Origin of the sequence: Gordonibacter sp. RACS_AR68 (genome assembly GCF_030418485.1) — a bacterium.
Classification (GTDB): domain Bacteria; phylum Actinomycetota; class Coriobacteriia; order Coriobacteriales; family Eggerthellaceae; genus Gordonibacter; species Gordonibacter urolithinfaciens.
The window spans coordinates 423508-445689 of sequence record NZ_JAIPUP010000001.1 but is presented as its reverse complement, the minus strand read 5'-3'; the positions used below and the strand labels follow the sequence as shown (position 1 = coordinate 445689).

17 protein-coding genes are annotated in these 22182 nt (G+C 61.5%); all 17 read right to left on the bottom strand.

What is annotated here, in order from left to right:
* Positions 1 to 7: 7 nt before the first annotated feature.
* Entirely contained in the window at positions 8 to 361 is a 354-nt protein-coding gene (locus K9U15_RS01870) for a hypothetical protein (protein ID WP_123672915.1), read from the bottom strand.
* Complete coding sequence (locus K9U15_RS01865; protein WP_123672917.1) at positions 358 to 963, bottom strand: hypothetical protein; 606 nt, start codon at positions 961 to 963, stop codon at positions 358 to 360. Before K9U15_RS01865 ends, K9U15_RS01870 begins: the two co-directional genes overlap by 4 nt.
* Positions 960 to 4874 (bottom strand): Tfp pilus assembly protein FimT/FimU, encoded by a 3915-nt coding sequence (locus K9U15_RS01860; protein ID WP_301155522.1) that lies wholly within the window; start codon positions 4872 to 4874, stop codon positions 960 to 962. The genes K9U15_RS01865 and K9U15_RS01860 overlap by 4 nt, the downstream gene beginning before the upstream one ends.
* 138 nt (positions 4875 to 5012) lie before the next feature.
* The gene (locus K9U15_RS01855) at positions 5013 to 6320 is read right to left on the bottom strand and encodes a coproporphyrinogen III oxidase family protein (RefSeq protein ID WP_123672919.1); all 1308 of its coding nucleotides are present in this window, start codon (positions 6318 to 6320) and stop codon (positions 5013 to 5015) included.
* Positions 6321 to 6410: 90 nt separating this feature from the next.
* A complete protein-coding gene (purD, locus tag K9U15_RS01850; RefSeq protein WP_087191175.1) occupies positions 6411 to 7700 on the bottom strand; it encodes a phosphoribosylamine--glycine ligase in 1290 nt (429 codons plus the stop codon).
* A complete protein-coding gene (locus K9U15_RS01845) occupies positions 7700 to 9016 on the bottom strand; it encodes an adenylosuccinate synthase (RefSeq protein WP_123672921.1) in 1317 nt (438 codons plus the stop codon). Before K9U15_RS01845 ends, purD begins: the two co-directional genes overlap by 1 nt.
* 70 nt (positions 9017 to 9086) lie before the next feature.
* Entirely contained in the window at positions 9087 to 11375 is a 2289-nt protein-coding gene (locus tag K9U15_RS01840; RefSeq protein ID WP_301155521.1) for an AAA family ATPase, read from the bottom strand.
* Positions 11372 to 12655 carry a DNA repair exonuclease gene (locus tag K9U15_RS01835; RefSeq protein ID WP_123672925.1) on the bottom strand — a complete coding sequence of 428 codons (1284 nt, stop codon included), beginning with the start codon at positions 12653 to 12655 and terminating at the stop codon, positions 11372 to 11374. The genes K9U15_RS01840 and K9U15_RS01835 overlap by 4 nt, the downstream gene beginning before the upstream one ends.
* Positions 12656 to 12694: 39 nt before the next feature.
* Positions 12695 to 14107, bottom strand: coding sequence for a replicative DNA helicase (gene dnaB / locus K9U15_RS01830; protein WP_087191172.1), 1413 nt, complete (start codon positions 14105 to 14107; stop codon positions 12695 to 12697).
* A gap of 203 nt (positions 14108 to 14310) precedes the next feature.
* Positions 14311 to 14859, bottom strand: a complete 549-nt coding sequence (rplI, locus tag K9U15_RS01825) for a 50S ribosomal protein L9 (protein WP_123672927.1) — start codon at positions 14857 to 14859, stop codon at positions 14311 to 14313.
* A gap of 16 nt (positions 14860 to 14875) precedes the next feature.
* Positions 14876 to 15136 (bottom strand): 30S ribosomal protein S18, encoded by a 261-nt coding sequence (rpsR, locus tag K9U15_RS01820; RefSeq protein ID WP_015539262.1) that lies wholly within the window; start codon positions 15134 to 15136, stop codon positions 14876 to 14878.
* A 23-nt stretch (positions 15137 to 15159) separates the two neighbouring features.
* Positions 15160 to 15630, bottom strand: a complete 471-nt coding sequence (locus tag K9U15_RS01815; protein ID WP_087191170.1) for a single-stranded DNA-binding protein — start codon at positions 15628 to 15630, stop codon at positions 15160 to 15162.
* 57 nt (positions 15631 to 15687) lie between these two features.
* Positions 15688 to 15981, bottom strand: a complete 294-nt coding sequence (rpsF, locus tag K9U15_RS01810; protein WP_015539264.1) for a 30S ribosomal protein S6 — start codon at positions 15979 to 15981, stop codon at positions 15688 to 15690.
* Between the two features lie 555 nt (positions 15982 to 16536).
* Positions 16537 to 17061 carry a hypothetical protein gene (locus K9U15_RS01805; protein WP_123672929.1) on the bottom strand — a complete coding sequence of 175 codons (525 nt, stop codon included), beginning with the start codon at positions 17059 to 17061 and terminating at the stop codon, positions 16537 to 16539.
* 245 nt (positions 17062 to 17306) lie between these two features.
* Positions 17307 to 17909, bottom strand: coding sequence for a potassium-transporting ATPase subunit C (locus K9U15_RS01800; RefSeq protein WP_123673247.1), 603 nt, complete (start codon positions 17907 to 17909; stop codon positions 17307 to 17309).
* A 106-nt stretch (positions 17910 to 18015) separates the two neighbouring features.
* Positions 18016 to 20094, bottom strand: a complete 2079-nt coding sequence (gene kdpB, locus K9U15_RS01795; protein ID WP_173011751.1) for a potassium-transporting ATPase subunit KdpB — start codon at positions 20092 to 20094, stop codon at positions 18016 to 18018.
* A gap of 51 nt (positions 20095 to 20145) precedes the next feature.
* Positions 20146 to 21921: a potassium-transporting ATPase subunit KdpA gene (gene kdpA / locus K9U15_RS01790; RefSeq protein WP_154270087.1), complete on the bottom strand. Its 1776-nt coding sequence runs from the start codon at positions 21919 to 21921 to the stop codon at positions 20146 to 20148.
* Positions 21922 to 22182: the final 261 nt, after the last annotated feature.

Genomic DNA, 22182 nt, shown 5'->3' with positions numbered 1-22182 from the left:
AAAGCTTCTATTTTGGCTTCTCTGATTTGGCATATCGAGCGAATTCGATACCGTTCGGCCCGTTCACTTGGTAGAGGCCAATGTAGATAGCGCCGGTTGAGAGGGCGCCTGTATCATTCTGCGCCGGTATGCTGACCGACACGGTAGAACCGCTCGGCGTAGCAGTGGCTAGATTGCTTTCTGCCTGATAGACAGCCGAAAGGGCCCTTTCGTTTCTGGATGCGATGTTGGTCGCCGACATCACCATAGTGGCCAAAAGCGCAGAACCTAGAGCCGCGATAAGGATCGCCGTTAAAGCTTCCACCAACGTATCGCCCGAACGCTCAGTAAGCTTTCGCCATAAGGCTTTTCGCGCTCTCATCGCTTGGCCCCCTCGGCTTTTGTGATAACCGGAGATTCGTATTCGACCGCTTTGAGCTCTCCCTTGATATCGAACGTCGGAATGCTTTGGATATAAACGTGCATATTATAGGGAGAAGATGCCGACATGTCCTCTTCCAAAGAAAGGTCTATTTCAAAATCCAAGTTTCCCGTAACGACTATGCGCCCAAAGACCGTGCCTACCTCGGATTGCTGCACCTTGAGGCTTTCGACTTCAAAGTAAGCGTGGTTCCGATAGGTTTCAGCGATCTTTTCGCCATATGCCTGCCAGAAAACGTAAAAGAAAGGCGCATCGTTCGTTTCGCCTGAAACCGGTGCAAGGCGGAGGAGGTTATCGCTGTCATCATAAACCGCAGTGAGCGGATACTTCAGCTGCGAGCCGATAAAACCTGCAGCCGACCCTACCGTAAACTCTGCCTGTTGCATTTCCCTATGCGTCTGCACAGCCTTCGCCTGCACCGAAGCCGCCGTGAGCACCACCGACCCGATGACGGCGCAGATGAGGAAGAACACCAGCGCAATGACGATGGAGGCGCCGGTTTCGTCTTCTAAGTGCGAATGTACACTCGTGCCGCGGCTCATTTCGGCGTCACCTTTTCCCCGATCGCCGTTTGGATTAGCAGCCCGCTAGGGTTGGTTTTCGAGTACAAATACGCATCAGAAAAACTATTGGAGCTAGCCACGCTGCCGCCATCCTTGAACCCGACGACTCCTCCAACAGCATAGCTTTTCTGGCTCTTCGCAACAAAGCGAACGCTCGTCGCTTTGCATCCGCTCATCTGCTTCTCGGTCTCGCCACTTGAAGAAAAAGAGCCTACCATCCCTCCGGCCAATAAAAAGCTTGAAGATTGGGTGGGTGTGAGACCCTCCATAATCACCTTGTTTACCTCGCAATTGGACAACGACGAATTGGAACACTGACCGACGAGTCCTCCCATGGAATAATTCTTATTACCCCAAGTATCCTCTCGACTTTCAAGCGACAAGGAGAGCCCTGCCACGCTGCAATCGGAGAGAGTTGTATCGCTTGCCAACCCTACAAGCGATCCCATGGCCGAGGACGAGCTTGTCCCCACGTTCGTTACCGAAATGCTCAGATATCTGTCCCCGATCGAATCGTTAACAATCGAGCATTTGCTAATAATACAGTTTCGGGCCTCACCTACCAAGCACCCAAACATTGCATTGACATTTTGCCCATCCCAAACGTCAGTATGCTTAGCAGCAGACGCACCGTGAAGAATGATGTTTTTCAATATGGCTTTTTCTGCATAAGGAAATAATCCCTGCCGATGATTCTGCTCGCTCATCAAGCGATACCAATAGTTTTCTATGCTGCACCCAGCTTCGCCTCCCCCATCGTAAACGCCGGAGAAGGTACTGATAAACTTTCTTTCATATGCATCGGCAGGCGCATCCGCCATATCTATGCTGTGGGTTTGTTTGAAATGACCGCTCGTGTAAACTGCCTGTATCCCACCGTTTGCTTTAATTGCTCCTGGAAATTGCGTTGCGTGGCGCACCTTCCACGGATCGTTTTCGCTTCCAAGAGCGTTAGCGTCGTCGTTCGTTACAGCTATGGCACAAGCGAAGTTTGCATTGAACCAGAAATCGTACTTGTCTTCCTCATCCGCTCCTGTAGCGAACATCTCCACTCGCTGGGTGCTCGATTTGCCGCTACTTGTAATGAGATAGGCATCGTACGCAACTTCGCCAATTGCAACTTCTTGAGCAGTTTTCGACACCGTAATCGCATTGCCGTTGACTTCTAGCTGTTGGTTATCTCCAAGAGTGCCTTGCTCCACGACAGCATAGTATCCCCAAGACGTGAACGTGTTGTCGGTTGGCAGCGGATCCGTCCAAGCGCCTTTTTCACCAAGATACCCGTAGCATGCGGTTACCTTCCCCTCTTTATTAATTTCGAGGTAGGCAAGTCCGAACTTGGGAACAATGCGATACTTGGCAACAAGTTTTGCCCCAGTGTAGCTAAGCGTTTTATCATAGCTCGACAAAAGCGAACCACTCGATAAGATTTCGATTTTACCGGTGCTCGTATCTTCGGTCTGCCATCCTAAAAACTCCCAGTCAACCTTATCGATTGTTTTGTCGTATCCTTGAGCCACCTTCGTTCCTTGATCACCATAGGGCACATATTGGGAGGGTATGTTCAGCTTGGTCTCTATTTCCAGATCGCCATTCTTCGTTTTTTCGTAATAGGAAACCGCGCGGTAGAAACGATAGTCTTCCGTTGTCTTAAGCTCATAATCGGTCGCGTTGGTGGTACTCGTAAAAGTATACGATCCCGGTATGCTTTTATACGGTTGGGCGGTTGCCTGCTTCGTCAGTCCGCCGTGTTCGTTTTTCAGATACATGAACAACGAGGCATTTGTTATCTGCGTGCTTCTCAAATTGAAAGGATCGGCGTTATTCTGTATGTTCTTGAACCCCAAACCCGGAGATATCGAATAATATACGCGAACAGCACCGCGGTCATTGGAAAACACGTTCCCGTTATTGAATCCTGTATCGTTGTCACGTGCAATGGACCATGCAACGTCCGCCGACGAGGCGCCGAATTCCCTCTCGAAATTCTGGCTAACAGACGTGTTTACGGTCTTGTTCACTCCGCGCGCGCTGATCTTGTTGTATTCCTGCCCTTCGCCGACTGTCAAATCCGAAATCAGCGTACCGTTTTCCGCCTTCTTGTCGAAGTATTCGCTCACCTCTGAAGTTCTTGGAGCCGTCCGAAGATAGAGGGACACGCTTCCCTCAGGATCCCTCAAGCTAAGCTTATCCGGCACGTCCCCCCAGTTATTCGCCGATATCTGCATCTTGACAATACGACTGACGTCAATAGCAGGATCGGTTATGCTGTCGAAGGTTGTTCCATCTTCATAACCCCACGAAATGGCATCGTCAAGCGACGAGCAGTTCGAATTGTTAACATTCGCCCACTCCCAATCGCCATTGCGCACGTATCCGACACGCACATACTCTTTGTCGGCATTTTGAGCCCATAGCTCCCAAGGCTGATAGTAGTGGGTTTTGCGACTTCCCGTCATACTAGTGAACGATCCAACCGATCCTTCAAGGACAAAAGTCTGATCGGCTGCTGCTGCGTCATACGCCACATTCATGCCGAGGTACGACTGCCAGCCATTTTGTTTATTAATGCCCTTGAGCGTGACATTGGATTTCGAGTTGGGTAATGAGAAATCCTCTTGGGTGGGAACGCCTTCGATGGTGAGGGACGATCCACCTTCGATCGTCGTCGCTTTCATCTCAGGTTGATTGTAATTCGACTCAGAGAGGTAAGAGGGATTGTTCTCGCCTTCTCCGGTTTCGCCCGCAAGCACCGTCGACCAAGGGGTGCTAATGTACAGCGACAACTTACCGACTTGTTGGGGCCATTCGATATTTGCCGTTGCGGTGGCAGCTACGCATGGGAGATTCGCCGCTTCCACCTTTGCTTCGGCGCGCACAGAATCATGCACTTTAAAATTATCTAGTATCGTGATCAGCTTTTTACCATCTGGAAGAGGGTCGGCCTTCACTGCTCGGACAAGCGCATTCAGGTCAAGCGCGTATGCTTTTCCTTGACTCCCGTCGCGATCCAACCGCTGTAGAACAGGCTGTCCGGAGGCTTCAGAAGTATAGGAACCGGTGACCGTTTTGCCATTTGCATTAGCCGTGACCGTTATTAGCGAGTTTTTTCCAGCATCGTCGTCCATGCCCGCTATCGTAAATGACACTTCGCTGCCATCGTCCAAAGTTTTCGAGAGCGATAGCTCGGTTACCGTCTTCCATGACGTATGATCGACAATATTTTGATCGAGTACGAACAACAGCCCTTGGGCTTTGCCTTCGCTTCCCACCCAGATCATTGGGTTCTGCAAGGCTACGGCGTCAGTGGCGCCGGCGGGGGTGCCCTGGTAGTAACCGATCATGGGGTCGTTTTTCATGCGGGCAGCTTGGTCGGTGGAGCCATGGCTGGCGTAGTAGGTTTGGGCGGCATTCGTGCGGGCGGGGGAACTGCCGAAGAAGCCGGATTTTCCGTCGGTGTAGTAGACGGCCTCCACGCTGGCAGTCGAAGCCTTGAACACAATGACGTAGTCGCCGTTGCGGACGGCATCGTCGATGGAGAGACTCGGAACGATGCCGTTGCCTCGCGCACCCTGAAGGCTGTCAAGATCGTCTGCCACCATATAGTAGGTGTCGGAATCGGCTGATCCCGTTGCGGCAGGGTACTTCACCTTGCCGTCGGGGCCGTCGATCAGCGCCAACCACGTTCCGGCGGCCTTCTTGGCGGTCATCTGGGTTTGGGCGGCGTTGGCGATGGACTCGGCGGCGTTGTTCAGCTCCACCATGCGCATGTTGTTCTGCGCGTTGACAATAGAAGGAATGGCAATGGCGGCGAGCACCAGAATAATGGCGATGGAGAGCAGGAGCTCTGCGAGCGTGAAGCCCTCGCTATGCTTCTTGCTACCGGTCATCTTTCAGCTCCCTCGTTCTCGCCGCTTGGCATGCCGGGCATAGACGTACTGAAAGTACATCTTAACATTTTGCACACGGGGGGTTAACTAAACCGTAGTTTGAAGCCTGAATTACACGCCGGCGTCTGGACCGCCTCGCTACCCGAAAATCAGCTCCCTCTCCTCGCCCACCAAGGCGGCTCGTGCTTGGTCGCGGAGGTTGTTCACGCCGATGAAGAACTGGCGCATCATGACCACCATGAGGTAGCGGCCCTTCGGGGTGAGGGTGAGCTCGTCGGACGTGTCGCGGTCGAAGGCTCCGGATGCTTTCATGAAGGCCATCTCCACGGGCAGGCCGGCCTCCACGGTGCAGCCGAAGTCCTTTCGGAACTGGCGCTTGTCCAGGCGCAGGCCGAACAGCTGCATCATGAAGCGGTAGCGCATGCGGTCATGCTTGCTGAAGGTGGTCTTGCCCATGAGCGACATACGGCCCTGCGCGATGGCGGCGTTGTAGTCGTTCACGGAGAACGTGTTCACGAACAGGTTGTCGCCCAGGTACGTGATGCCGCCGCTTCCGATGGCGGGGTACTCCTCGTAGTCCACCACGTACTCGTCGATCATGGCGTCCTCGCCGGCCACGCCGGTTCCGCGCTTGTTGAACGTCCAGGCGCTGCCGTGCTCGAACAGCGGGTCGGGGCCGCCGGCCAAGAGTTCGCTGATGATCTCGTAGTACGTGCGCTCGCGGGCGTAGTCCACGCGCCCCACGGTGCGGGCGAGCTGGCGTGCGACGCTGGGGCTGGCCATAAGCGGGTAGAACGTCGTCTGGCTCGTGCCGCTTTCCACCACGCGCTCGATGTCGTTGATGAGGATGTCCTCGGTCTGCGCGGGAAAGTTGAAGATCATATCCACGTTGAGCGAGGTGAAGTACGGGCTGACCTCGCCGATTCGCGCGAGAATCTCGGCGCCGCTGCCGTACTTGTCGTAGCGGTCCATCTGCTTGAGCAGGCCGTCGTCGAAGCTCTGCACGCCCACGCTCAAGCGCTGCACGCGGCCCTGCAGCTTGTCCAGGTACGCCGGTATCAGGTGGTTCGGGTTCGTCTCGCTGGAAACCTCCTTGATAGAGAACGTCTCCTTCGCCAGATCGATGGTGTCGCACAGCTCGTCGATCATGATGGTGGGCGTGCCGCCGCCCACGTACAGGCTCTCGAAATCGTAGCCCAGCTCTTTCAGCATCATCATCTCTTTGCGCATGCTGGCGAAGTACGGCCGCGCGCGATCCTCCGCGAACGGAAAGCGGTTGAACGAGCAGTACGGGCACAGCCGCTCGCAGAACGGCACGTGCATGTACAGCATGTACTTCTGCCCCGGCTTCGGCGCGGGAACCCGCACGTCATCGGTGGGCCGGAGCTTCAGGTAGCTTTTCGTGCACTGGCGGACCACCGCCGTGAGCATGCGTTCAGATAGCAATGCGAAGACCTCTTCTCGTTTACTGCGAAAACGCGCGGGCATGCCCCGAAACGCGCCCCTGCGGGACGCCTCGGGGCATGCCCGGAGTGGTTAGTTCCAAGCCTCGCGACCGGCGGCGGCCTTCTTGCCGATGTCGGTACGGTACTGCTTGCCCTCGAAGTTGATGAGACTGCAGGCCTCGTAGGCCTTCTCCCGGGCGTCGTCGAACGAGTCGCCCAGCGCCACCACGTTGAGCACGCGGCCCCCGGCCGTGACCAGCTCGCCGTCGGCGTTGCGGGCCGTGCCGGCATGGAACACCGTCACGCCCTCTATCTCCTCGGCCTCCTCGATGCCGAGGATGACCTTGCCCTTCTCGTAGGCACCGGGATAGCCTTCGCTGGCCAGCACCACGCACACGGCCCACTGTTCGCTCCAGCGCAGCTCGATGTCATCGGGCCGGCCCTCGGCCACGGCCAGCACGATGTCCACGAGGTCGGCCTCCAGGCGCGGCAGCACAACCTGCGTCTCGGGGTCGCCGAAGCGCGCGTTGAACTCCAGCACCTTCGGGCCCTCGGGCGTGAGCATGAAGCCGCCGTACAGCACGCCGCGGTAGTCGCAGGCGAAGTCGGTGGCCGTGGCGGCGGCGGACTTCTCCATGATCTCGTGCATGGCGGCCAGCTCGTCGGCCGTCACGATGGGCACGGGCGAGTACACGCCCATGCCGCCCGTGTTCGGGCCGCGGTCGCCGTCGAAGGCGCGCTTGTGGTCCTGGGCCGTAGCCATGCAATGGGCCTTGCCGCCCGACACAAACGCGAGCAGCGAGCATTCGGGGCCGGTGAGGCACTCCTCGATGACCACGGTAGAGCCGGCCTGGCCGAACGCGCCGTCGAAGCAGGAGCGCACGGCCTCTTCCGCCGTCTCCTTGTCCTCGGCCACGATGACGCCCTTGCCCGCCGCCAGGCCGTCGGCCTTCACCACAACCGGGGCTTCCAGCGCGGACAGGTAGCCCAGCGCTTCCTCGAGATCGTCGAAGCTGCCGTAACGCGCGGTGGGTATACCGTGGGCGTCCATGAAGCGCTTGCTGAACGTCTTACTGCCCTCGAGCTGGGCGCCCTGGGCGTCGGGGCCGAACACGGCGATGCCGGCCTCGCGCAGCTCGTCGGCCACGCCCGCAACGAGCGGCGCCTCGGGGCCGATGACCACGAGCTCCACGTCGTGCTCCTCCACGAACGCGAGCACCGCGCGGCCGTCCTCGACGGCCAGGTCGCCCACGTTGCGGGCGATATCGGCCGTGCCGCCGTTGCCGGGGGCCACGTAGAGCTTGTCCGTGCGCGGGGACTTCGCTAGCGACCACGCGATGGCATGCTCGCGGCCGCCGCCGCCCAACACCAAGATGTTCATTAGCGATCCCACCCTCTCATGATCGTCTGGTCGCGATCGGGGCCCACGGCAATGATGCTGACGGGCACGCCGGTGATCTTCTCCAGGTACTCCACGTAGCGCTGCGCGTTCTCGGGCAGCTCCTCGAAGGTACGGCATTCGGTGATGTCGACGCCCTTCCAACCGGGCAGCTCCTCGTACACGGGCTTCGCGTGGAACAGCACGCTTTGCTGCATGGGGAAGTAGTCGTACACCTTGCCCTCGCACTCGTAGGCCGTGCACACTTTGATGGTGTCGAAGGCCGATAGCACGTCCAGCTTCGTGAGCGCAACGTCGGTGAGGCCGTTGACCTCGGCCGCGTAGCGCGCGATGACCGCATCGAACCAGCCGCAGCGGCGCTTGCGCCCCGTGGTCACCCCAAACTCGTGGCCCACCGCGCACAGCATCTCGCCGACCTCGGCCTCCTCGCCCTCTCCGCCGTCCTCGGGGAAGCGCTGCTCCGTGGGGAACGGGCCCTCGCCCACGCGCGTGATGTAGGCCTTCTGGATGCCCAGCACGCGCTCGATGGCCGTGGGCCCCACGCCCGAGCCCGTAGCGGCGCCGCCGGCGCAGCACGACGAGCTGGTGACGTAGGGGTACGTGCCGTGGTCGATGTCCAAGAGCGTGCCCTGCGCGCCCTCGAAGAGTATCGACTTGCCTTCGCGCAGGCCCTCGTTCAGCAGCTGGGCCGTCTCGGCCATGTAGGGTTTGAGGATGCGCGCGTAGGGCAGGTACTCCTCACAGATCTCGTCGACCGTGTAGGTGTGCAGGCCGTATATCTTCTGCAGCACGGGGTTCTTCTGCGCCAGCGCCGTCTCCAGCTTCAGGCGGAATATCTTCTCGTCCAGCAGGTCCTGGATGCGGATGCCCTTGCGGGCGGCCTTGTCCTGGTAGCACGGGCCGATGCCGCGCTTGGTGGTGCCGATCTTGTTCTCGCCCAGGCGCTTCTCGTCCGCGCCGTCGAAGTCCTTGTGGTAGGGCATGATGACGTGCGCATCGCAGCTGATCTTGAGGTTTTTGCAGGAGATTCCCTCGGCCTCAAGCATGGCCATCTCCTTGATAAGCACGCCGGGATCCACCACCACGCCGTTGCCGATGACCGGCACCGCATGGTCGTACATGACGCCGGAGGGCATGAGGTGCAGCGCGAGCTTCTTGTCGCCGTGGATGACCGTGTGGCCGGCGTTGTTGCCGCCTTGGTAGCGCACGACGAAATCGTATTCGCGTGCGATCAGGTCGGTTATCTTGCCTTTGCCTTCGTCTCCCCACTGGGCGCCGACGAGTACCGTGCTGGGCATATGGTTCGCATCCTTTCGCGCCCGCGCCTGCGCGCCGGGCCGTCAACCTATCCGCAGATTCATGATTATATTACAGTTCCACAACGTTCAGCGCCGGATCGACCGACCGCATGGACTCTACTATTTCTTCATGGCAGGTGAACAGGATCACCTGGCGCGTGCGGGACAGTTCCGCAAGCGCACGGGCGGCACCGATGCGGCGGCGAGCATCGAAGTTCACCAAGATGTCATCGGCCAAGATGGGCACGGAGCGGCCCACGTTGTCGGCCGTCATGAGCAGCGCGATGCGCAGTGCCAGGTAGAGCTGCTGGCACGTGCCCAGCGACAGGTGAACGGGCTCGCGCTCCGTCTTCACCGCATCCATCACCTGCAGCCGGCCCTCGGGCGTCATGACCACCTTGACCCAGCGCCCGTCGGTCATGAGCGAGAGAAGGCGGCTGGCCTGGCGGTACACCTCGGGCTGGCTCTTGGATTCCCATGCGGCGATGGCGGCCTCCAGCATGCGCTTCGCCAAGAGCAGGCGCGCGTAGTCCTGGGCGCTCTCGTCTTGGCGCGTGCGCACCTGCTGGTAGCGCAGTTTCAGCTCGTCGAATCGGTGCGCGTGCTTGGCCTGGGAGAGCTCCTGTTTCAGCTCGCCGTAGCGACGGTTCAGGCTCTCGCTGGTCTCCAATAGGCCGACGCGCTGCCTGGTGCGCTGTTCGATGGCGGCATCCACGTCCTCTACAGAGGCGCCGTCGCGCAAGCCTGCGCGCTCGACGGCCCGGGCGCGTTGGCGCTCGACATCGGCGAGGTTGTCCTCCACGGAGGACAGGCGCGAGGCCAGCGCCTGCTGGCGCTGTTGGAACAGGCCCGTCTCGGCGCGGGCGTCCTTCGCCTCGGCCAGAAGCGAGCGGGCGCTGCGAAGAGAACCCTGCGCAGCCGAGAGGCCGACAGCGTCCAGCTGGAACCAGATGCGTGCTGCCAGCTGCTCTTGCGCCGACAGGCATGCCTCGAGCTTCTTCTTGTCCTGCAGCATGACCCACTGGGCATCCTGCTTGCGGGCCTCCAGCGCCTCGGCGGCCTTGTCGGGTCGGAACAGCATGACCAGCGCAGCGGCGGCCAGCATGAGGGCAAACACCACCAGGCCTATGCCGAGCGCGGTGAACGACAGGCTGGTGATCTCGCGGCCGTGCATGAACAGCGGCACGCCGGCCGCCACGAACACAAGGGGCAGCGCGATGGACAGTCCCACCTGCACGCTGCGCTGGCGCCGGCGCCCCTCATGCACCTGATGCACGTCCTCGGTTTCGAGCAGCGCCTCGTAGGCGGCGGTGGACGTTGCGCAGTTCTCCTTGGCCAGGTCCACGCTGTGCGCGCATTTCGCCTGCTCCTCGGCCAGCGCGTCGATGCGGTCGCGCAGGGCGCGCTCGTCGGCGGCGCCCAGGGCCACGAGCGCCGGGTCCGAGGTCTGCTCGCGCACACGGTGCTCGGCGGCCAAGGCGGCCTCGTCCTCGCGCAGGCTGTCGCGCTGACGGCGCAGCTGGTCGCGCTGGGCGTCCAGCTTCTCCAGGCTGGCGCGCTGCGCGGCAAGCTCCTCGATGGATGCGTTGAGCGCGTCCAGGCGCGCCAACAGCTGCGCACGCTGCGGCGCCAGCTCGTGGAACTCCTTGTCCTGGGCCTTGTAGCGCTCCGTTTCGTCCGCGGCGGCGGCCATCTGGGCGCGCAGGTCGTCCTGATCGGCGGTCAGGCGCGCGATGGAATGCTCGATGCCGGCGGCCTTCGAGGTGTATTCGGCCAGGCGGTCCTGCACCTCGGCGAGCGCGTGGGCGGGGCTCGCGCCCGTGCCGGATCCCGCCGTGAGCAGCTTCGCGGTCATATCGGTGGTGTTGCGCAGGCTGCGCAGCTCGTCGGCCGTGAGCGAGAACATGGTCTGGAACGTCTCGCGGTCGATGTCGTCCACCAGCTCGACCGGACCTTGCAGGCCGTCGGCGTTGCGCACGCGCGAGAGCACGAGCTCGTTTTCGGACTCGGAGACAGACCCGGATGCGAGCACCCCGGGTTCGGATGCCGAGGCGGCCGCGGAGGCGTCAGCATTCTCGCCCTGAAGAGAGTCCCCCTCTTCCGGGCGCGGGGCGAAGAACAGCGAGCCGGCGCGGTCGGCGTTGCGCGGCTTATAGGTATTGCGGACGCCGCGGGCCTCCTCCCACCCGAACAGCACGCCGCCTGCGAACGAGGCCAGCGTGGACTTGCCGGCCTCGTTCTCGCCGAACACCACGTTGAGGTGCGGGGTGAACGGGCCCACCACCTTGTTGGCGAAGGCGCCGAAGCTCGTGATCTTCATGCGCTTGAGATACGGCGCGCCACCGTGCTCGGCCGTCATTCGTCACCCCGGCTCAGCAGGTCGAGCACCAGGTCCTCGGCGTCGGCCGCCAAATCGTCGATGCGGCGCGTGTAGGCGCTGGGCAGCTGGATGTTCTTGAGCAGGAACTCTTCCTGGATATAGGCTATCTCGTCCTCGCGGTCGGCGCGCAGGGCGTCGGCCACCTGCAGGAACACGGCTGGGAACAGGCCTTCCCGGCGCAGCGCCTCCTTGTCGTACGGACGTAGCGTGGCATCGACGAGCGCGTCGCAGAAAAACGACGGGTAGCCGTCGTTGATGTGCTTGCGCAGGTCTTCCAGCACTCCGGGGCGCGCGAACACCGCGTGCAGCGGCGTGGTGCCCGTGAGCGTGATGCGCACGCACATCTCCTCGCAATGGGCCTTGCCGTTCACGCGGAACAGCTCCCGCATGATCTTGTCGGTGACCTCGGCCACGTTCGCGCAATCGGCCACGTCCACATCCATGCGCTGCCATACCACGCTGGCCGTGGGAACGAACTCGAGCGCGGGGCTCGCGCCTTCCTCCAACGTCACGGCAAAGCAGCCGCGCTCACCCGTCTCCTTGATATCACGGCCCTGGATGCAGCCCGAGAACACGAGGCGCGGGTCGTCGAACGAGGGATGGGCGTATTTCATATGTATATGGCCGAGCGCCCAGTAGTCCATGCCCGACCGCAGGAGGGCGGCGGGGCTCGTGGGCGCCTTCACCGGATCGAGGTCCAATCCCGTGTGCAGCACGCCCACGGCGAAGGGCGCGTGCGCGACGTCGGGCACGGCATCGGCCAGCGCCTGCTCGGCCGCTGCACGCGTCAAGCCGGCAGCGATATCCTCGTCGGACGGCCACGTTTGGTTGTAGTAGCCGCGCCCGCCGATAAGGGCCAGCGTCTCGCCGTCGCGCCGATAGGCCGCGAAACCGGGCTTGTCGGCCGGCAGCATGAGGGTGTTCGGCGGGAACGCGAAGAAGTCGCGGCTCCATGAAGTGAAGGGGTCATGGTTGCCGGTACACAGGTACACGGGGATGCCGGCCTTGTCCAGACGGCGCAGACCCTCGAAGAAGTGCAGGTAATCGCCGTAAGACGCGCGTGCGCTGTCGAAGATATCGCCTGCGATGACCACGAAGTCGACCTTGCGGGCCAGCGCGGCGTCCACCACGCGATCGTATGCTTCGGGGATAGCCGTGAGCAGGCGGTTCGCCCACGTTTCCGAGAGCGCTCTCAGGCCGCGGAACGGCGCGCCGAGATGCAGGTCGGCCGCATGGATGAATGTGATTCGCTTTCGCATGGGCACCAGTGTAGCGCGTACGCGGCTCGCGCGGGCCGGCTAGAAGCCGCCTGCGCGCGAATCGTCGATGAAATCCATGAAGCGCGTGTACTCCGGATTGAACGCCAGGTCGATATCGCGGGTGGGACCGTTTCGGTGCTTCGCCACGATGAGCTGCGCCGTGCCCAGATCAGGGCGGTCCTCGCTTTCCGCCTCCGTCTCGTCCATGCTTCGGTCGATGAACATGACGATGTCGGCGTCCTGCTCGATGGAGCCGGACTCGCGCAGGTCGGAGAGCATCGGGCGCTTCTTTCCGCGCATCTCCACGGCACGGGACAGCTGCGACAGCGCAATCACGGGCATGTCCATCTCCTTCGCGAGCACCTTCAGGCCTCGCGATATCTCGCCCACCTCCACGGCGCGGTTGCCGTCGCGGCGCGTGGAGGGCGGCTGCATGAGCTGCAGGTAGTCCACGATGATGAGGCCCTTGCCTTCGGTGCGGCGCAACTCGCGGCGCGCCTTGGCGCGCGCTTCGAGGATGGACAGGCCCGGCGAGTCGTCGATGTACAGCTCCAGCTTCGAAAGCGTGTTCGACGCATCGGCGATGGCCCCCCAGTCGCCCTCCGATATGAAGCCCGCGCGGATCTTCGACAAGCTGACGCGCGCCTCGGCGCAGAGGATACGCTGGACCAGCTGGCCCGCGCTCATCTCCAGCGAGAAGAAGGCAACGGCCGCGCCCGACTTGGCGGCGTTCACGGCCAGGTTCAGGGCGAACGACGTCTTGCCCACGCCGGGGCGGGCGGCCAAGATGACCAGGTCGCCGCCGCGGAAGCCGTGGAACAGGTCGTCGGCGTCCTTGAAGCCGGTGGGCACGCCAGCCATATGGTTCTGCTGCTCGGCCAGCTTGGTGATTTCCTCGAACGCCTCGGTGAGCAGGGAATCCATCTTGGAGAACGTGGACGACACGCGCTTCTCGGTCACACCGAACAGCGTCTTCTCAGCGTCCTCCACCACCTCGTCCAGGTTGTCGGGCGCGTCGTAGGCCAGCGCGTTGATGGAGGCGGCGGCGTAGATGAGCTCGCGGAGGATGGCCGTGCGCTTCACGATCTCGGCGTGGTTCTGCCAGTTCGTGAGCGCGAACGTGTTGTCGGCCAAATCGACCAGATAAGGCTTGCCACCCACGGCCTCCAGCTGGCCCGTTGCGTTCAGGTTGTCGGCGAGCGATATCTGGTCGATGGGAATGCGGCGCGTGTTCAACTCGCAGATGGACTCGAAGATAATGCGGTGCGCCGGGCGGTAGAACGACTCGGGCTTGAGCTTCAGAATGAGCTCCTCCACCGCCTCGGCGTTCAGCATGCAGGCCGCCAAGACGGACTTCTCGGCCTCGATGTTCTGCGGCATCGGCTTGTTCTTCGGTGCCGATCCGTCGTTGAAGTCGTTGCTCCTTGTGCTGGCCTGGTACGCTTCCGGCATAGTGGCTCTTCTCGCTCCTTCAGGTGTCCGCTACCTTGTTCCCCGCTATAGTACCGCATACGTTACCGCAGCTCATGTGTATTTTTCTTCTCGAAAAACCATGAGATGCGTTATCCACATGCAACGGAAAACCCCCTTCGCCCGTCAGCGGGGCAAAGGGGGTTTCCCCCCGTTTCCACAAGTTGGATCCTGTGGAAAAGTATTTATTCCTCGGTAGCCGTCTCGGCAGCCTCGGCGGGAGCCTCGGCCTCCTCGACAACCTCCACGGTCTCCTCGACCTCGACGACCTCGGCCTCGGCCGGCTCATCGACGTTGCCCACCAGCAGCTTCACGGACACCTTGATGTCGCGGTAGATACCGTAGACCACTTCGTGCTCGCCAGCCGTCTTGATGGCATGGCCGAGCTCGAGGCGGCGCTTGTCCACATCGAGGTCGGTGGCGGCCTTGATGGCGTCGGCGACCATGACGGCGGTGACGGAGCCGAACAGCTGGCCCTCCTCGCCGACCTTCGCCTCGACCTTGACGGTGGCACCCTCGAGGGCGGCCTTCATCTTCTCGGCGTCGGCAATGCGGTTCTCCTCGCGCTTCGCAATGTTGTGCTTGCGCTGCTCGAGCTGCTTGAGGTTCCCCTTCGTCGCCAGGATGGCGAGCTTCTGGGGAAGCAGGTAGTTGTTGGCAAAGCCGGGGGCCACGTCGACGACGTCGCCTTCACCGCCCTTGCCCTTCAATTCTTGAAGCAGGATGACTTTCATGGAACCCTCCTTGCGCCTAGCGGCTGCGACGATCGCCGCGACCGCTGACGGCGGGCACCGCGTACGGCATCAAAGCCATCTCGCGGGCACGCTTGACGGCGTTCGCGATGTCGCGCTGGTGCTGGGTGCAGGCACCCGTCACCCGGCGCGGCTTGATCTTTCCGCGATCGGTAACGTATTTGCGCAGCATTTGCGTGTCTTTGTAGTCGACGTAGTTCGCCTCGTCCTTGCAGAACTGGCAGAACTTGCGACGCGGCTGCTTCGCGTAATCGGACATTTCACAAACCTCTTTCGTTTCGCTTAAAACGGGATGTCTTCATCGTAGACCGAAGAAGAGGCATCGACCACCGGCGCAGCCATGGGGGCTGCGGCCGGAGCCGGGGAATAGCCGCCCGCGTTGCCGCCATACGACTGGTTTCCGCCGTATGAGGACGAATCGCTGTTGCGGCTCGACATGAACTCGAGCTCGTCGACGATCACCTCGATCTTGCTGCGCTTCTGGCCGTCGCGCTCCCACTGGCTCCAGCGGAGCTTGCCCTCGATGGACACCTTCGTGCCCTTGTTGAGGTAGCGCGAGAGGCTCTCGGCACGGGCGCCGAACATGGTGCAGTCGATGAAGTTGGGATAGTCCTCCCACTCGCCCGTCTGCTGGTTCTTGCGGCGGTCGTTCACGGCAACGCCGAAGCCGAGTACCGGCAAACCGCTCGCCGTGGAGCGCAGCTCGGGATCGCGCGTCAGGTTTCCGCTGATGATAACTCGGTTGATGCTCATGATACCTACCTCTTCTTCTCATGCTGGGGCGCCGCGGGCGCCCAATGCCACGTGCTCTTAATCGCGATCGGTACGCTTGACGATCATATGGCGCACAACGGCGTCATTGATGCGAAGAACGCGATCGAGTTCAGCAACGTTAGCGGGATCGGCATGGAAATCGATGAGAGTGTAGTCACCGTCGGTCAGACCGTCGATCTCGTAAGCGAGTTTGCGCTTGCCCCAGTTGTCGACGTTGTCAACCGTACCCTCGCCCTCGGCGATCGTGGTCTCAATACGCTTCATAACAGCGGCACGGGATTCTTCGTCGATAGACGGAGCGACAAAAAACAGCAATTCATAAGCCTTCATCAGCTCACCTCCTTTGGTCTTTAGCGGCTCCGGGGCTGGTGAAGGCAGTTAACCCGGAGCAGGATTAGCTTGCCTATTCTAGCAAAGGGCCTCATGGGCTACAAGGAAAACTTTCTTCCTTACCAGCGCGCACATGCTTTCACCATCATTGCGCGGCGTGCCTCCCGCTTGTCCGCTGAACTTCTCTGCGAGCAGTATAGCAACGCGACCTTGCCGGGCGACCGTAATTCAACCGTCGTGGAGCCGCGGGGAACTGACGCGGATCTGACGCGGACGACGTGCGGACCTTGCGCATCAGCCGCGCGTTCTTTACGCGGGTACGGTGCGCATCTGACACGACCGCTTCCGTAATTCGAAAACCCTGGCCATGAGCATGAGCGGAGGGGCCTTGCGTACACGGGTAACCGCTTCTTTCTTGAAAGGATCCTCAATATTGGAACATGGCCGAATTGAAAACAGAGAGCCGGCTGTGTTCCATGTGGGACACAGCCGGCTCGATTATCCGCCTCTTCGCGGCGCTTCTTTAGCTGCCGCAGATGATCAGCGCCTGCGTAGTTACTCGGTCTCTCCCTCGAGGTCCTCTTCGTCGTCGAGGTACTTCTCGTCGATCTCGTCCTCGTCGTACTGGTCGGCCTCCTTGAGGCCGCTCATGAAGTTCGGCGCCTCGCCGATGTAGGCCGGCTCCTCCTCGAACGCAGGCTCCCCGTCTTCGCTCATCGTGTAAAGGAATCCAACGGCCACGCCCTCGTCCTCGCCGGGAATGCCGCCCTCGGCGATGAGCGCATCCTTCGTCTCGTCATCGACTTCCACGTAGCCGTCATAGCACAGAGCGTACGCCTCGGCGCCGCGGGCGTTCTCCACCGTGTGGCGCGCGAAGGCGAAGCATTCGTCCGCCGACTCGCCCGGATGGTTCTCCAAGAACAGGTTCTCCTTCACCACGAGCGCGGTGAACGGCACCACGTCGGCACCTTGCTTCATCTTCTCCTTCGCCTCTTCCAGCGAGAAGAGCAGTACCTTTTCCAGGATCTCGGGGATCTCGGGTACTTCTACGTCCGAGCTCTCCACTACGCGATCGGCCATAGCCTCGTCCTTTCAACTGGCCGCCGCTGCCTGTCCGCTCTTTTAGGCGGCCCGCATGCGGCCCTCGTTTTTCCGTTGCCGACCAGTGTAGGGCTTCCCAGCGAGCCCTCGCTCGCGGACGGCGAGTTATTCGGCGTATCTTCAGATATTGATACGCGGCCGTTATTCAGGGCGTTTCCCGCCCCCCGGATGTTTCGCGTGAAACATCCGGGGGATTCGGCGGTTTCGAACGGTTGGGAAGGCGGCTACTGCAGGATACCGTCGAGCATAAGGTTCACCTTGAGGACGTTCACGCGAGCATCACCGAGAACACCGAACTGGGGCTGCTCGGTGCACTGCTCGATGATGGCGCGGATCTCGGAAGGCGTCTTGCCGGTGTTCTTCGCCAACCGCTCCACCTGGTACTCGGCGGCAGTCGGGGAGATATGGGGGTCGAAGCCGCTGCCGGAGTTCGTGACGAGGTCGCTGGGAATGGGCTCGTCGCCCTTCTCGGGGTGGGCTGCATGGATCTCGTCGATACGGGCCTGCACCGTAGCGGCAAAATCGTCGCTCGCGGGACTCAGGTTCGACGGGCCGTACCACATGACGGGATTGCCCTCGTCGTCGGTAAACGCAGAGACGTTTGCGTTCGTGAGCCGGCCCCACATATGATCCTGATCGTGGAACTCCTGGCCGACAAGCTCGCTGCCGTACTTTGTTCCATCGACTTCGATGATAGAGCCGTTTGCCTGATAAGGGAAGAAGATTTGCGCGACACCCGTGCAAACAGCCGTGTAGACAACACCGCACAGCACTGTTGTAACGAGGAAGAGGAGCGCTGCGCTTCCCCATATTTTCACTTGCTTCATGAGGTGATCCTTTCCAATTCGGTCCGCAGGCCAGTTATTGCTTTTGACCTGCGGAGTATTGAATGCAGAGCTTTTGCCAAACCAAACTGCAGGACGAGAACTACCCTCACGCCACACCCAAAGCCGTCAACATCATGTCGAGCAGCTTGATGACAACGAACGGCAGGACGATGCCGCCCAGACCGTATACCAACAGGTTGCGGGACAGCAGGCTCTGCGACGACGCCTCGCGGTACTTCACACCGCGCAGCGCCAACGGAATGAGCGCCACGATGATGAGAGCGTTGTAGATGATGGCCGCCATGATAGCCGTGTAGGGGTTCGTGAGGTGCATGATGTTCAGCGCCTCGAGCTGAGGATACAGCGGCACGAACAACGCGGGCACGATGGCGAAGTACTTCGCCAGGTCGTTCGCTATGGAGAACGTGGTCAGGCTGCCGCGTGTCATGAGAAGCTGCTTGCCGATGCGCACGACGTCGATGAGCTTCGTGGGCGAAGAGTCCAGGTCCACCATGTTGCCGGCTTCCTTGGCAGCCTGGGTACCGCTGTTCATGGCCACGGCCACGTCGGCCTGCGCAAGCGCGGGTGCGTCGTTCGTGCCGTCGCCCGTCATGGCCACCATGTGGCCCTCGGCCTGGTACTGGCGGATGGCGGCCAGCTTCGTCTCGGGCGTGGCCTCGGCGATGAAGTCGTCCACGCCGGCCTCGGCTGCGATGGCGGCGGCCGTCATGGGGTTGTCGCCCGTTATCATGACGGTCTTGATGCCCATGGTGCGCAGGTCCGCGAAGTTCTCCTTGATGCCCTGCTTCACGATGTCCTTCAGATGGATAACGCCCAGAATACGATGATTGCGAGCAACGAGCAGCGGAGTGCCGCCTGCACGCGAGACATCCGCAACGACTGCGGCGCACTCGCCGCTGTACGCGCCGCCGCGCGACTCCACATAATCCTTGACGGCATCGGCCGCCCCCTTCCGAATCTCGTGGCCCTCGAAGTCCACGCCGCTCATGCGCGTCTGCGCGGTGAACGGGATGCTGACCATGCCCGAGCCTTCCAGCTCGCGGGCGCGGATGCCGAAGCGCTCCTTCGCCAGCACCACGATGCTGCGGCCCTCGGGCGTCTCGTCGGTGAGGCTGGCCAGCTGCGCCGCGTCGGCCACGTCGTGCTCGGTGGCGCCGTCAACCGGTATGAACTCGGCAGCCTGCCGGTTGCCCAGCGTGATGGTGCCCGTCTTGTCCAGCAAAAGCACGTCCACGTCACCCGCCGCCTCCACGGCGCGGCCGCTCATGGCCAGCACGTTCGCCCGGTTCAGGCGGCTCATTCCGGCAATGCCGATAGCCGACAGAAGCGCGCCGATGGTGGTGGGCGCCAGGCACACGAACAGTGCCACGAGCGAGGTGATGGTGGTGGGATTCGCGATACCCTCCTGGTTCGCGCTGAAGCCGCTGAACGCGAACAGCGACACCGACACGATCAGGAACACGATGGTCAGCGCCACGAGCAGTATCTCGAGCGCGATCTCGTTCGGAGTCTTCTTGCGGGTAGCCGACTCCACCATGGCGATCATCTGGTCGAGGAAGCTGTGGCCCGCATCGGCCGTCACGCGCACGACCAGCCAGTCGGAAAGCACGGTGGTGCCACCCGTCACGGCGGAGCGGTCGCCGCCGGACTCGCGGATAACCGGAGCCGACTCGCCGGTGATGGCGCTCTCGTCCACCGATGCGGCGCCGATGACGATCTCGCCATCAGCCGGGATCTGCTCGCCAGCCGCCACGTAGAAGAGGTCCTTCTTCTTCAGAACCGCCGAGCTCACCTCGTCGGCCTGCAGGCGGAAGAACTCCGCCGGGTCGTCCACGTGATGGCCCTTCGCCACCAGGCCCTCGTTGAGCTTGTGCGCAGGCACGTCGCGCTTGGCGGCGCGCAACGAGTCGGCCTGCGCCTTGCCGCGGCCCTCGGCGAGCGCCTCCGCGAAGTTCGCGAACAGCACCGTGAGCCACAGCACCGCCGAGATGGCGATGATGAAGCCGGGCTGGGAGTCCGTGATGCCGAACAGCGACAGCACGAACAGAACGAGCGTCAGGATGGCCGATAGGTACACCATGAGCATAACGGGATTCTTCGCCTGCTCGCGAGGGGCAAGCTTCACGAAGGAGTCGCGCACGGCGCGCTTCGCCAAATGGGTCATTTCATTGTTCCTCATAGTTGCCGTTGACATTTCTTTTTTCGCCCGCCTTCCCTAGAGCACCATATGAAGCTGCTCGGCTATCGGGCCCAGCGCCAGCGCTGGGAACATCGACAGAGCGCCAACCAGCAGCACGACAAGGATCAGCAGGAACACGAACATGGCATTGCTCGTGGAGAGCGTGCCTGCACTCACCGCCACCTTCGGCCGCGCGCACAAGCTGCCAGCCAGCACGAGCGTGGCCGCAAGCGGGATGAAGCGGTTCGCCAGCATTTCGAAACCCAACACGACGTTGATCATCGGGGTGTTAGCGTTGAAGCCTGCGAAAGCCGATCCGTTGTTACCGCCCGCCGATGTGGCGGCATAAAGAACTTCAGAGAATCCATGGGCACCCGCGTTGTTCAGACTATCCACCGTCGCCGGATCGAGGCACATGACCGCAGCGCCTATAAGAAGAACCATAGGCGTGGTGATGCACAGGATCGTGGCCATGCGCATTTCCTTGGGTCCGATCTTCTTACCCAAGTACTCGGGCGTGCGACCCACCATCAACCCCGCGATGAACACGGTAAGGATGACGAAACCTATCATGCCGTACAAGCCGCAGCCGATACCGCCGCCGATGATCTCGCCCAATCCCATGAGAATGATGGGTACCATGCCGCCGATGGGCGTGTAGCTGTCATGCATGGAGTTGACCGCGCCGTTCGATGCGGCTGTGGTGAATGCGGCCCAGAGAGAGGAGTCGGTCACGCCGAAACGTGCCTCCTTGCCCTCCATGTTACCGCCGGACTGGTCGTACGTGCCCATGTACACCGAGCCGTCGGCCGCAAGCTGCGGCGTTCCGACCTGTTCGAAGAAGGCTATCACTGCCAAGCTCGCCACCAGCACCACGAACATGGCCGCGAAGATAGCCCGGCCCTGTCGCCGATCGGCCACGAAGCGACCGAAGCTGAACACGAGCGCGAACGGGATGAGCAGCAGCGAGATACACTGCACCAGGTTCGTGAGCGGCGTGGAGTTTTCCAGGGCGCTCGCCGAGTTCACGCCATTATAGCCTCCGCCGTTCGTTCCGAGCTGCTTGATGGCAACCTGGCTGGCCTGCGGCCCCATGGGCACCACGCCCTCATCGATCACCTGCACGGCTGCCGGATCGTCGGCTTCTACCACATTGCCCTCTGCATCGATACCGACCGGTTCCAGCAGCTGTACTTCCTGATATTCGGATACGTTCTGCGGCGAGCCCTGCCACACGTCCACCACGGTCACGACGAGCGCGAGCGGGATGAGCACGAAAAGCACGGAGCGCGTCACGTCGACGAAGAAGTTGCCCAGGCCAGGGGCGCCTTCGCTCACCAACCCGCGGAACAGCGCGAACAGCACGGCCATGCCCACGGCCGGTGTGACGAAGTTCTGCACGGTCAGGCCGATGGCCTGGGAGAAGTAGCTGAGCGCGCTCTCGCCGCTATAGGCCTGCCAGTTCGTGTTCGTCACGAAGCTGACCGCCGTGTTGAACGCGAGGTCCCACGTGAGGCCGGGGAGCCCCTCGGGATTGCCCGGCAGCACGCCCTGCAACATGAGGATGGCGAACAACCCTGCCAGCGAGAGCGCCGAGAACGCCAGCGCGCTTATCAGGTAGCGTTTCCAGCCCATGACGTCGGCACGGTCGACGCGGATGCACCGGTACACCACGTTCTCCACCGGCACGAGCACACGCGAGAGCACGGCCACCCTCTCGCCGGCCATGACCTTGTTGATATAGCCCGACAGCGGGATGGCGAGCGCCACGAGCAGGGCAAGGTAGATGCCGTATTCCAGCAACTCGTCCATCACCGCTCGTCACCCCCTCGAAGCAGAACGTAGAACAGGTAGAACGCCACGATGACGCTCAACCCTCCAACGACGGCGGTTACGTAGTCCATCGTCTTCCTTCCTTGTTTCCAGGCCGCCGCAGCGGCACCTTTGCAAACTAGGAAAACGATAAGGTTGCGCGGATTAGCGCGCCGTTAAGGAGCGAGGGCGGGTGTTAAGAAGGCGTTAAGGCAGGGCGCGCAGATGGGATGAAAAAAGCGCCCGGAGGCGCTTCATCTG